This window comes from Roseovarius gahaiensis (genome assembly GCF_011601345.1).
Lineage (GTDB): Bacteria > Pseudomonadota > Alphaproteobacteria > Rhodobacterales > Rhodobacteraceae > Roseovarius > Roseovarius gahaiensis.
Genome location: NZ_JAAORB010000029.1, coordinates 1 through 12259 on the forward strand (window position 1 = coordinate 1; position 12259 = coordinate 12259).

At 59.4% G+C, this 12259-nt stretch carries 13 protein-coding genes; 8 read left to right on the forward strand and 5 right to left on the reverse strand.

The features are described from left to right. Nucleotides 1-202: 202 nt before the first annotated feature. From HAT86_RS12455 to HAT86_RS12475, 5 genes are read left to right on the forward strand one after another with little or no spacing between them, the layout of a single operon-like run. Nucleotides 203-1081, forward strand: coding sequence for an ATPase (locus HAT86_RS12455; RefSeq protein WP_167198157.1), 879 nt, complete (start codon nt 203-205; stop codon nt 1079-1081). A gap of 21 nt (nt 1082-1102) precedes the next feature. Beyond that, complete coding sequence (gene metA / locus HAT86_RS12460; protein WP_167198160.1) at nt 1103-2026, forward strand: homoserine O-acetyltransferase MetA; 924 nt, start codon at nt 1103-1105, stop codon at nt 2024-2026. Continuing rightward, nucleotides 2010-2978, forward strand: a complete 969-nt coding sequence (locus HAT86_RS12465; protein WP_167198163.1) for an alpha/beta fold hydrolase — start codon at nt 2010-2012, stop codon at nt 2976-2978. The genes metA and HAT86_RS12465 overlap by 17 nt, the downstream gene beginning before the upstream one ends. Before the next feature lie 32 nt (nt 2979-3010). Continuing rightward, the gene (gene ppk2, locus HAT86_RS12470; RefSeq protein WP_167198166.1) at nt 3011-3880 is read left to right on the forward strand and encodes a polyphosphate kinase 2; all 870 of its coding nucleotides are present in this window, start codon (nt 3011-3013) and stop codon (nt 3878-3880) included. After that, nucleotides 3873-4490 (forward strand): TetR/AcrR family transcriptional regulator, encoded by a 618-nt coding sequence (locus tag HAT86_RS12475; protein ID WP_167198169.1) that lies wholly within the window; start codon nt 3873-3875, stop codon nt 4488-4490. Before ppk2 ends, HAT86_RS12475 begins: the two co-directional genes overlap by 8 nt. On the opposite strand, the gene HAT86_RS12480 is transcribed toward HAT86_RS12475, so the two are convergent. The 4 genes from HAT86_RS12480 to HAT86_RS12495 form a co-directional block, all read right to left on the reverse strand. After that, nucleotides 4491-6485, reverse strand: a complete 1995-nt coding sequence (locus HAT86_RS12480) for an acyltransferase family protein (protein WP_167198172.1) — start codon at nt 6483-6485, stop codon at nt 4491-4493. Between the two features lie 75 nt (nt 6486-6560). After that, nucleotides 6561-7067 (reverse strand): 30S ribosomal protein S9, encoded by a 507-nt coding sequence (gene rpsI, locus HAT86_RS12485; protein ID WP_167198175.1) that lies wholly within the window; start codon nt 7065-7067, stop codon nt 6561-6563. Next, a complete protein-coding gene (rplM, locus tag HAT86_RS12490) occupies nt 7067-7531 on the reverse strand; it encodes a 50S ribosomal protein L13 (protein WP_167198178.1) in 465 nt (154 codons plus the stop codon). The genes rpsI and rplM overlap by 1 nt, the downstream gene beginning before the upstream one ends. 214 nt (nt 7532-7745) lie before the next feature. Beyond that, nucleotides 7746-8165 (reverse strand): PaaI family thioesterase, encoded by a 420-nt coding sequence (locus HAT86_RS12495; RefSeq protein WP_167198182.1) that lies wholly within the window; start codon nt 8163-8165, stop codon nt 7746-7748. 61 nt (nt 8166-8226) lie between these two features. Between HAT86_RS12495 and HAT86_RS12500 the strand changes: the two genes are divergently transcribed. From HAT86_RS12500 to gluQRS, 3 genes are all read left to right on the forward strand, one after another. Further along, complete coding sequence (locus HAT86_RS12500) at nt 8227-9015, forward strand: enoyl-CoA hydratase (protein ID WP_167198185.1); 789 nt, start codon at nt 8227-8229, stop codon at nt 9013-9015. 391 nt (nt 9016-9406) lie between these two features. Beyond that, nucleotides 9407-10765, forward strand: a complete 1359-nt coding sequence (gene trmFO, locus HAT86_RS12505; RefSeq protein ID WP_167198188.1) for a methylenetetrahydrofolate--tRNA-(uracil(54)-C(5))-methyltransferase (FADH(2)-oxidizing) TrmFO — start codon at nt 9407-9409, stop codon at nt 10763-10765. After that, nucleotides 10762-11616, forward strand: coding sequence for a tRNA glutamyl-Q(34) synthetase GluQRS (gene gluQRS / locus HAT86_RS12510; RefSeq protein WP_167198191.1), 855 nt, complete (start codon nt 10762-10764; stop codon nt 11614-11616). Before trmFO ends, gluQRS begins: the two co-directional genes overlap by 4 nt. A 10-nt stretch (nt 11617-11626) precedes the next feature. On the opposite strand, the gene HAT86_RS12515 is transcribed toward gluQRS, so the two are convergent. Continuing rightward, nucleotides 11627-12253, reverse strand: a complete 627-nt coding sequence (locus HAT86_RS12515) for a helix-turn-helix domain-containing protein (protein WP_167198194.1) — start codon at nt 12251-12253, stop codon at nt 11627-11629. Nucleotides 12254-12259: the final 6 nt, after the last annotated feature.

Genomic DNA, 12259 nt, shown 5'->3' on the forward strand with positions numbered 1-12259 from the left:
CTCTTCACCGACGAGGAATGCTACAACTTCTTCAAGGCAGCAGGATACAAAACCGATTAAACGCGACACGCTCTAAGCCCCACGGCCATTCCAGCACAGTCAGGCCCCGCCCGATCCATCGGGTGGGGCTTTTCATTACGCGGCTTTCGATTGACCTGCTCGGCCCCTCTGGCTACCACCATCGGGCAACAAGGGGTTGGCGATGATCTATAATTCGGCACAAGACTGGCGCGATGCGCCGGAAAAACACATTCTGTTTTACGGCATGTCCGGCCTTGGCAAAACGCATGTGTCGAACATGCTGCGCGCGTCGGGCGATTGGTTTCACTATTCCATCGATTACCGTATCGGCACCCGCTACATGGGCGAGTTGATTGTCGATAACGCCAAGGCCCATGCCATGCAGATGCCGTTCCTGCGTGATTTGCTGCTGTCGGATTCGATCTATATCGGGTCCAACATCACTTTCGATAATCTTAGCCCTGTCTCGACCTATCTGGGAAAACCGGGCGATCCGGCCAAGGGCGGCCTGCCGATTGAAGACTACTGCGCCCGGCAGGAGCAATTCCGCAAAGCCGAAATTGCGGCGCTGAGGGACACCGCGCATTTCATCACGCGCGCCCGCAAGCTGTATGGATACCCGCATTTCATCTGCGATACCGGCGGATCCATCTGCGAATGGGTGGATGGCGATAACCCGGACGATCCGCTGCTGACCGAACTGAGCCAGCACTGCCTGATGGTCTATATCCAAGGCTCGGAGGCGCATACCCGCGAATTGATCCGCCGCTTTGACCGCGCGCCCAAACCGATGGCTTATCAACCCGAATTTCTAAGCGAGGCATGGGGTGAATATCTTAGCGAAAACAATGTAGAGGCGGACAAAGTTGATCCTGATTCCTTTATCCGCTGGACCTATGCACGCGCCCTTGCGCATCGTCAGCCGCGGTATGAAGCGATGGCGAAATGGGGCGTGACGGTAACCGCCGATGAAATCGCCGCTGTGCACCATGCCGAAGACTTTACCGACCTGATCGCCACCGCCCTTGAGCGGCGCGGTGACGAAGCTACCTCTGAATAACCGCCAAGGATACCTGCCCACATGCCTATCAAAATCCCCTCCAAACTGCCTGCCTATGACGTGCTGACGCGCGAGGGCGTGATGGTGATGGATGAAGATCAGGCCGCGCGGCAGGATATTCGCCCGTTGCGCATCGGTTTGCTGAACCTGATGCCCAAGAAAATCCAGACCGAAAACCAATTTGCCCGGCTGATCGGGGCCACCCCCCTGCAGATCGAACTCAGCCTGATCCGCATGAGCGAGCATCACACCAAGAACACCGCCGCCGATCACATGCGCAGCTTTTACCGCCCTTTTTCGCAGGTCGTCGCCAGCGGTGAGCGGTTCGACGGGCTTATCATCACCGGTGCCCCGATCGAGCATCTGGATTTTGCCGATGTGACCTATTGGGATGAGCTGCAGCAGGTCTTTGACTGGACCCAAAGCCACGTGCATTCCACCTTTGGCGTCTGCTGGGGTGGCATGGCGATGATCAATCATTTCCATGGCGTTCGCAAACACATGCTGGATCATAAGGCCTTTGGCTGTTTTCGGCATCGCAACATGGCCCCCGCCTCGCCCTATTTGCGGGGCTTTTCAGATGATTGCGTGATCCCGGTCAGCCGCTGGACGGAAATGCGCAAATCCGAGATCGAGGCCGTGCCGGGCCTGAATATCCTGTTGCATAGCGATGACGTGGGCCCTTGTCTGGTTGAAGATCCGGGGTGCCGGGCGCTCTATATCTTCAACCATCTGGAATATGACAGTGACACCCTGAAACAGGAATACGATCGCGATGTTGCCAGCGGCACGCCGATCAACGTGCCCTGCAACTATTACCCCGAGGATGACCCTACACGCCCGCCGCAGAACCGATGGCGCAGCCACGCGCATCTGCTGTATGGCAACTGGATCAACCAGATTTACCAGACAACACCGTTCGACCTGCATGCCATTGGCGATTAAGATCACCCTTGGCATATTGGTGGGGTTGGCCGTGCTATGGGCTTACACCCAACATCGTGCCCGCCTGCACGAAGCCCGTGCCGAGGCGGCCTTTCCCCCGCAGGGGCAGTTCGTGCAGGTGGGGGACCACCGCGTTCATGCGCTGACCATGGGCGACGGCCCCGATGTGGTGCTGATCCACGGGGCCAGCGGCAACCTGCGTGACATGACCCATAGTCTTGCACCGCGTTTGGCCGACCGCTACCGGGTTACGGTGTTTGACCGGCCCGGCCTTGGCTACACGGATCGGATCAATCAAACCGGCGCCACCATCCGCCAACAAGCCGAATTGCTGTCGGATGCCGCGCGTCAGCTCGGGATCGAAAATCCCGTTGTTCTGGGCCATTCTTACGGCGGCGCGGTGGCTTTGGCGTGGGCCGTGCACCGGCCCGATCACATTGCAGCGCTGGTGCCCCTGTCGGCCCCGGCCAAACCTTGGGACAGCCCGCTGTCGACCTATTACAAGGTGCTGTCGCACCCGGTCGCTGGCCCGTTGGTCATTCCCTTCCTGACAGCCTTTGTGCGCGACGCCCGTGTCGAACGCGAAGTCGCCAGCATTTTCGACCCCAACACCGTGCCGCAAGGCTACATATCGCATGTCGGCGCACCGCTGACCTTGCGGCGGCAATCGCTTCGCGCCAATGCCGTGCAGCGGGCCAACCTTCTGTCCGAGATCACAGCCCTGCAAGACGACTATGACAGGTTCCAAATCCCGTTGGAAATCGTCCACGGCACGGCCGATACAACCGTCGGCCTGACGATCCATGCCGAGCCTTTGGCAAGGCAAGTCCCTCAGGCCAATCTGACCCGCCTGCCCGGCGTCGGCCATATGCCACAACACGTGGCCGAAGACCGTGTTGTGGCGGCGATTGACCGCGCGGCGGCGCGCGCCGGATTGCACCCCACGCCCTAAGCCGCCATATTGACAGCAAAAGGGAGGGGTCTATGCAGCTGCCATTCGATGGTGCCATCAGCACGTATTTGCAAGACGACGCGCCGGATGACATCCGCAACGCGATCAAGCGGGCAGAAAAAGGCGATATTCTGGAAACATCCTACCCGCATTCCGAACGCTTGCCGCGCAAGCACTACAAGAAAGAGCTGAAAGCGTTGCAGATCGAGTTGGTCAAACTGCAAGCATGGGCCAAACAAAGCGGCGCGCGCATTGCCATCGTTTTTGAGGGCCGCGATGCCGCGGGCAAGGGTGGAACGATCAAGCGGTTTCGCAAACATCTCAACCCGCGGGGTGCGCGGGTTGTGGCGCTGTCCAAGCCATCGGATGTCGAGGCGTCGCAATGGTATTTCCAACGCTATATTGACCACCTGCCCGCCGGCGGTGAAATCGTGTTCTATGATCGCAGTTGGTACAATCGCGGGGTCGTGGAAAAAGTGTTTGGGTTTTGCACCGATGATCAACGCGAGCACTTTTTTGTCCAGACACCTGACTTTGAAAGAATGCTGGTGGATGAGGGCATTCACCTGTTCAAATTTTGGTTGAACGTCGGTCGCGCGGAACAGTTGCGTCGTTTCTTGAAACGGGAAGACAGCCGCCTGAAGCAATGGAAGCTCAGCCGGATTGATGTTGAGGGGCTGTACAAGTGGGATAAGTATACCGCGGCGATTTCCGAAACACTGGATCGGTCGCACACCCCGTATGCGCCTTGGACGATCATCAGATCGGACGACAAACGCCGCGCCCGCATTGCCGCCCTGCGCCATGTGCTGACCCATATCGACTATGACGGCAAAGATCCCAAGGCCATCGGCCAAGCCGACACCGCCGTATGTGGCGGCCCCGAGATATGGGATGGCTAAGCGCGGATATCATCATGGCAATCTGCGCCAAGCTCTGGTCGAAGCGGCCCTGCGCCTGACCGAAGTCAAAGGCCCTGCCGGGTTTACCCTTTCAGAAGCCGCCAAACAGGCCGGGGTGACCCCGGCTGCGGTGTATCGGCATTTTGCGGGCCGCGATGATCTGATCGCCGAGGCATCGCGCCAAGGCTATGCGATTTTCGCGGATGTCATGGAGGCAGCCTTTGACCATGGTCAGCCTTCGGCCCTTGCCAGTTTCAAAGCCACGGGGCGCGCCTATCTGGCCTTTGCGCGGCAACATCCCGGCCATTACATCGCCATGTTCGAAAGCGGCATCCCGGTCAATCGGACACCCGAATTGGCACAAGAGGCCAAACGCGCCCGCGCCATCATGGACCGGGCGGCGGATGCGCTGTGCCACCGAATTGCAGCCGACAAACGCCCGCCCGCCGCGATGTTCAGTGCCCATATCTGGGCAATGTCGCATGGCGTGGTCGAACTGTTCGCGCGCAACTCTCCGGGCATCACATCACCGTTTGCCGCCGAGGATTTGCTGGAAAGCGGGATCGCGATCTATCTGCGGGGTCTTGGCCTGATCACGGCAGACGACTGATTATTTGCCCGACAGGATCCGCGCCATCAACGGTTGCAACAGGCGTGCGCCATAAAGCGATACGTGATCAAGATCAGTATAGGCCGACCGACCGTTGATGAACCAGCGATACCGATCCCCGTCGCGGAACGCCTCGGCCACCGACGCCACTTCGACACCGTCGAGCTTTTCAAACTCGCGGCGTGCAAAACTTTGCAAGTCGTCATGCACTGCCACATCGATCCCGTCACGGCCAAATTGGTCTTGTGCTGCATCGGGTGTGCGGCGCAGCATCATCGCCTCGTGCACCACATCTTCGGGTTTCACAAGCATCTGCGGCACTTGTTCAAGGATGATCAACCGGACGCCCTGTGCTTTGTAGAATGCAGCGGTATCGCGCAGGGTTTTGGAAAACACCGCGCGCGCGGCGGCGCGGCCACCGGTTTGCCGGGCGGGCTGATCGTTCAACAGGAACGCGTCACCTTCGCGCCCATAGGTGCCCTTGGTGTAAAGCGACCAGCGGGACACCAGCACCACGGTCGATATATCATTCTCGGCCACATACCGTGCCTGCGCCTGCCCAAGGTTATGACAGGTGCCCAAGGGAAAGTTGCCGTTCAGAACATAGGCCCCGATCAGCGGCGGACAGCCCGCCGTGATTGCCTTGACCACCCGCGCGCCGGTATCGTTCGAATATTGCTCAAACGCGGGCAGAATGGCCTGCGCATGGCTGTCACCAAAAACAGCCAGGGTTTCCCCGCCGGGATCTCCGTTGAACACAGTGCAGAATTTTGTGGCGGTCTCATCGCCATCGGTCGGCGATAAGCACTCACCGCTGAGGGCGCTGCCGGCGGTGCTGTCCATGATCTGCTGATAAAATGGCGTCATCCGTCCCGCAAGCCGCGCATCGGCCCAGCCCAGTTGCATACCGCCTAAGCCAAAGGCGACAAAAGCAGCGATACCGGCCAGACTGGCCCCAAACAGCGCAGGGCGTCCGGGCAACCATTTGCGCGGTCCGGCGCGGAACGGCTGTTCAACATAGCGCCAACTGAGCACGGCCAGACCAAAGCTCAGCACAGCCAGCAACAGCATGATCCAAAGGGCCGGTTCGTGCAGGCTGCGCAAGCGGGCAAAGGCAAAAAGTGGCTGATGCCACAGATAGGCAGAATAGCTGACCAAGCCGATTGCGACGGGCAGTTTCATCGACAACAGCCGCGCAACGATCGTGCCCTGTTGCGCAAACAACAAGATCAACGCGGTGCCGACCACCGGCAACAAGGCATAGGCCGACGGAAAAGGCACCGATCCGTCATAGATAAAGACGGAATACAGGATCATCCCCAGCCCAAGCGCCGCCGCCGGGCCATTGGCCGCCACCGGTCGTTTGAACACGATGAACGCGCAGATAGAGCCGGCAAACAGCTCCCATATACGCGAAAACGTGAAGAAAAAGTTCTGGTCCGGGTAATTGCGCCAGCCCCATTCACTCAGCGCCAGCGAGCCCGCTGCCAGCAAGCCGATGACAATGATATGCTTGGCGCGGCGAAACACGCCCAGAAGGGCCAAAAGCAACGGGAAGAACACATAGTATTGCTCTTCAACCGCCAGACTCCAAGTGTGAAGCAATGGGCGCAACTCGGCGTCGATGGCGAAATAGCCGACATTTTCCCAAAAATGCACGTTCGAAATGAACAAGGCCGCAAAGGCCGTGCTGCGCAGGAAATCATTGAAGGCGTCGGGCGGCATCCATATCCACGCCAAGGGCACACACAGCCCCATGACCAAAAACAGCGCGGGCAAAATCCGCCGCGCGCGCCGTTCGTAAAACCGCAGGATCGAAAACCGCCCCTCATCACGTTCCGCGATAATGATCGTGGTGATCAGATACCCCGAAATCACAAAGAACACATCAACGCCCACATAGCCGCCTGAAAACAGGCTTAGACCGGCATGGAACAAAACCACTGGCACCAAAGCAACAGCGCGCAGCCCATCAATTTCACGTCTGTATTTCATGGCGTCTGATTGGCCCCGGATGGCAAAAAGCGCAACCCGCGGGCTGCGCTTTTTGAAAAACCGTTGTTGCTTTGCTTAACGCTTCGAGAACTGGAAGCTCCGGCGCGCTTTGCGGCGACCGAACTTCTTACGTTCCACAACGCGGCTGTCGCGCGTCAGGAAGCCTGCCGCCTTGAGCGCCGACCGCAGGGTCGGGTCATACAGTTGCAGCGCTTTCGAGATCCCGTGCTTGACGGCCCCGGCCTGCCCCGACAGGCCACCGCCCTTGACGGTTGCCATAACGTCGAACTGATCGGACACACCGGCCACTTCGAAAGGCTGGCGCAGGATCATCTGCAGCACGGGCCGTGCGAAATACTTGGTGTAGTCGATATAGTTGCCCTTGGCATCGCGCACCAGCATCTTGCCCGAACCGGGCTTGATCCAGACACGGGCGACCGCGTCTTTCCGCTTGCCTGTGGCGTAGGAGCGACCGAGGTCGTCACGAACGGGCTCACGCGGGGTTGCGAGTTCGGCCTCGGCCACGGCACCGCCTTCGGCGACCGCTTCCAGACCTTCGAGCGTTTTGATTTCTTCAGCCATCAGTATGCCACCCGCGTGTTTTTCTTGTTCATGGATTTCACATCCAGCACTTCGGGGCTTTGCGCCTCGTGGGGATGCTCGGTGCCGGCGTAAACGCGCAGATTGGTCATCTGCTTGCGCGCCAGACGGTTGCCCGGCAGCATGCGCTTGACCGCTTGCGTGACAACGCGTTCAGGAAACGCGCCTTCCAGAATTTCACCGGTGGTACGCGATTTGATCCCGCCGGGATGACCGGTATGCCAGTAGTTGGGCTTGTCGCGCTTGTTGCCGGTCAGCTGAACCTTGTCGGCATTGATGACGATGACGTTGTCACCCATGTCCATGTTCGGCGTGAACGACGCCTTGTGCTTGCCACGCAGGCGCATGGCGATGATCGACGCAAGACGACCCAGAATCACGCCTTCAGCGTCGATCAGGATCCATTTCTTGTCGATATCTGCCGGAGTTGCAGAAAATGTTTTCATTGCAGGGAAATCCCTTGTTGACGTGCCGGGCAGCCCTTTGGCGTGCCCCTTTGTGAGATGAGGCGGTTATAAAGACTGCTGCGGTCAGGTCAAGCGCACTAAGTCTATTAAAACTAATATAAATCAAACACTTATATTTTGGGTATAATGATACCCCACTTTTCCAAGCAGCTCTGAACGCCTTAACACCACGCCGATGGCCCTGCCCCGCCGCCTATTCCGGTGGGATCGAATACGTCAGGCTGGCGCGGGCCACCGGCGCATCCCCCCCTTCGGACATCATCAACACTTCGCCCACCGCCAGAACCCGGCCAAGTTTCAACAACCGGCATTCGGCGATCAGGTCGGCACCGGCTGCGGGCTTGCGCATGAAGTCGATGCTGCAATTCGTGGTCACGGCCAGCGCCTTTGGCCCGATCATCGCAAGGATCGCCAGATATACCCCGACATCCGCCAAGGCGAACATGGATGGCCCCGAAACAGTTCCGCCGGGTCGTAAATGCCGATCTTGCGTGGCCAATCGCACGCGGATGCGGTTTTCCGCGACATCCTCGATCACGAAATCCTGCGCCACCTGCGGAAATTCCGCAGCTAGAAACTCCGTCAGATCGTCGCGCGCCATTTTCAATGCCATGTGGTTCCCTCCCGGCCTGTTCATGCTTAAGGTTGTTCACAACATTTCAAGGAGGTGCAAGATGGCAATTCTGGAACGCAGCGACAGTGGCGCAATCGCCCGGCTGACACTCAATCACCCCGAAAAGCTGAACGCGCTGAGCGATGCGATGATGGCCGCACTTCAAGAGCAGTTCGACGCTCTGGCCCAAGATGACACGATCCGAGTCGTCATTCTGGCCGGAACCGGCAAAGCGTTTTGCGCCGGGCACGACCTTAAGGAAATGACCCAAGGTCGACAGGCCGCAGATGGCGGGCGGGCGTATTTCGCCGATCTTTTCACGCGCTGTGGCCGCGTAATGACCAGCATTCGCAACCTGCCGCAGCCTGTTATCGCGCAGCCCCACGGCATCGCCACCGCAGCCGGATGTCAGCTTGTGGCGTCGTGCGATATGGCCGTGGCCGCCGAAGGGACGCGATTTGGCGTGAACGGGGTGAATATCGGCCTGTTTTGCTCGACACCCATGGTGGCGCTGTCGCGCAACATCCCGCGCAAACAAGCGTTCGAGATGCTGACCACAGGTCAATTCATCGACGCCGACCGGGCATTGGAACTGGGGCTGATCAACCGCGCCGTGCCGCATGACGATCTTGAGGCCGCCACCGACGCGTTGGCCAATACCGTCGCCGCCAAGCTGGGCGCAGCTGTGCGCATCGGCAAGCGCGCCTTTTACGATCAGCTAGAAATGCCGTTGGATCAGGCCTATGCCTACACCGGCGATGTGATGGTCGAAAACATGCTCTATCGCGATACCGCCGAAGGCATCGCCGCGTTTTTGGAAAAACGTTCGCCTGACTGGGATCAAACATGACACGCCACGTGGCCCCATACCGGCAACGGCGCAGCGCAAAGGATTGTTTCCAAAACTGTGCCACATAATTTCCGCATTTGCCATTTTCGCACCATAATTGCTGCGTTACACGGCACAATAAGTGTAAGCGGTGCAGGTGCGTAAGCCATTGGTCGCGCGCGGTTTGTCGAGGGTCTTTGGTTCCTCCGGGTCAGTCTCTCTCTGGTCTCCGATCATCCGATCCCGGCACCCCGCGCGCGTTTCCTGCTCTGTTTGCCAATAGGCCTGTTTTGCCCTTTGACGCGCAATGAAAGGCCGGGTGACGCCAAACCGACGTTCATAACGCCTTTTGGTGATAAGTTCCCGTCCTGAACCCTTTCCAAAACCGGCCCGATCCCCTACATCCCGCAGCATGAGCAAAACACTTCATATCATCGGCGGCGGCATGGCCGGGTCCGAAGCCGCATGGCAGGCCGCGCAAATGGGCGTGCCCGTTGTCATCCACGAAATGCGCCCCAAGGTCGAAACCTTTGCCCATCGCACCGGCGATCTGGCGGAAATGGTCTGTTCCAATTCCTTCCGCTCGGATGATGACGAACAGAACGCCGTCGGCCTTTTGCATTGGGAAATGCGCGCGGCGAACGGGCTGATCATGGAGATGGCCGACCAAAACCGCTTGCCCGCCGGTGGCGCGCTGGCTGTGGATCGGGATGCGTTTTCCCAAGCTGTTACGCAAAAACTGCGCGATCATCCGCTGATTTCCTTAGACTATGGCGAAATTTCCGATCTGCCCGATGACGGTCATTGGATCATCGCCACCGGCCCGCTGACCAGCGAAGGGCTGGGTCAGGCGATTGCCCGCGAAACCGGGGCCGAGGCGCTGGCGTTTTTCGATGCCATCGCGCCGATCGTTTATTTCGACAGCATCGACATGTCGAAGGCGTGGATGCAGTCACGCTATGACAAAGGCGAGACCGAGGAAGAGCGCACCGCTTATCTGAACTGCCCGATGGACCGCGAGCAATACGAGGCCTTCATCGACGCCCTTCTGGCCGCCGACAAGACCGAGTTTCACGAAGGCGAAACCGCAGGCTATTTCGATGGTTGCCTGCCGATTGAAGTGATGGCCGAACGCGGGCGCGAAACTTTGCGCCATGGTCCGATGAAACCCGTTGGCTTGACCAACCCGCACCAGCCCGATGTGAAGCCATGGGCCGTTGTGCAACTGCGCCGGGACAATGCGCTTGGCACGCTCTTCAATATCGTCGGCTTTCAGACAAAGATGAAGTATGGCGCGCAAACCTCTGTTTTTAAATTAATTCCCGGATTAGAAGAGGCCAGCTTTGCGCGGCTTGGTGGCATTCATCGCAACACCTTCCTGAACTCTCCGACCTTGCTGGATGATCAGATGCGCCTGAAATCGCGGCCGCATATCCGCTTTGCCGGTCAGATCACCGGCGTTGAAGGCTATGTCGAATCGTCGGCCATGGGCCTGCTGGCCGGGCGTTTGGCCGCATCCGAGATTTTGGGCCAACCTCTACCGCCGCCCCCACAAGACAGCGCCATGGGCGCGCTGATCCACCACATTACCGGCGGGGCCGAGGCGAAAACCTTTCAGCCGATGAACGTCAATTTCGGCCTGTTCCGGCCTGTCGATGGCCTTAAGGGCGGGCGCCGGGGGCGCAAGGACCGCTACAAAGCCTATACCGACCGCGCGAAAGCGGCTTGGACCGGTTGGCTGGAACAGGCGGCGCTCGTCGCGGCAGAATGAACTTTACCACCCGTTTCGCCCCGTCGCCCACCGGGCCCTTGCATCTGGGGCACGCGTATTCGGCGGTTTTGGCGCATGACATGGCTCAAGCGGCGGGTGGCGCATTTTTGTTACGCATCGACGATCTGGATCAAACCCGCTGCAAACCGCAGTGGGAGGCGCAGATTTTCGACGATCTGGCGTGGTTGGGCCTGACATGGCCGCAGCCCGTTTTGCACCAGTCCGACCGGTTGCCGCGCTATCGCGATGCCCTGCAAACCCTTTGGGATCAGGGGCTTCTTTATCCGTGTTCATGCAGTCGAGCCGATATCCGCGCCGCCGCATCAGCCCCGCAGGAAGGCGCGCCGCTGCATGGGCCAGACGGCGTGATCTATCCCGGCACCTGCCGCCCCACGACCCCGCCACGCGGCCCGATGCCCGATATGCCGTTGCGTCTGGATATGGCCCGCGCCGTGGCCCTGCTTGACGCGCCGCCAAGCTTTACGGAAACCGGCAGCGGCCCAGATGGCGAAACCGGCCTGATCCGCCCGCAAAACATGCAGGTGCTTGTGGGCGACGTGGCGCTTGCGCGGCCCGGCATGGGCGCATCCTATCACCTGTCGGTCGTGCTGGACGACGCCGACCAAGCGATCACCCATGTAATCCGGGGCCAAGATCTGTTCAGCGCCACGCAAATTCATGTGCTGTTGCAACGCCTACTGGACCTGCCAACGCCGATCTACCACCATCACCGCCTGATCCGGGACGAGGTCGGCAAGCGGCTGGCCAAACGCGACGACGCACGCGCCATCGCCACGTATCGCAGCGAAGGGCGCAGCCCAGATGAAATTCGTTCTATTGCAGGGCTTTAGCGGCCAAAGCTTATGTCAGCGACGTGACCCATAAAATCGTCGCGTCCTCATCGCTGACCGAAACCACGTTATGACCCATCGTGGCATCGTAATAAGCGCTGTCGCCCCGGCGCATCTCGATCGGTTCGTAAAATTCGGTATACAGCCGGATCACCCCGGTCAGCACATACAGAAATTCCTCGCCGTCATGGCGCACCCAGCCGTCGAATTCTTCGACCTTGCGCGCGCGAATGCGAGCGCGATAAGGCAACATGCGTTTTTTCGTCAGGGTTTCGGACAGCAACTCGTGCTCATACGTGGTGGTCGCCTGATGCTGCCCCTCACCTGCCTTGGTCACCGACATACGCCCGCTGATCTGCTCGCGCTGAGGCGGGGTAAACAATTGCGGCACCGAGATTTCCAAGCCCACCGCCAGCTTTTTCAAGGCATCATAGGTGGGCGACATCTGCCCATTTTCGATCTTCGACAGGGTCGAGCGCGCCAGCCCGGCCTGTTTGGCCGCCTGTTCCAGCGTCCAGCCCCGCGCGGTGCGCAATTCGCGCACACGGGTGCCAAGGTTCAGCGGCTCGGCTGTTTCTTCCTGCCCGTTGTCGCGGGCCACCCGGATCAGGTTTTGCGGTGTTGTGCGCTGCTGCATAGGCTG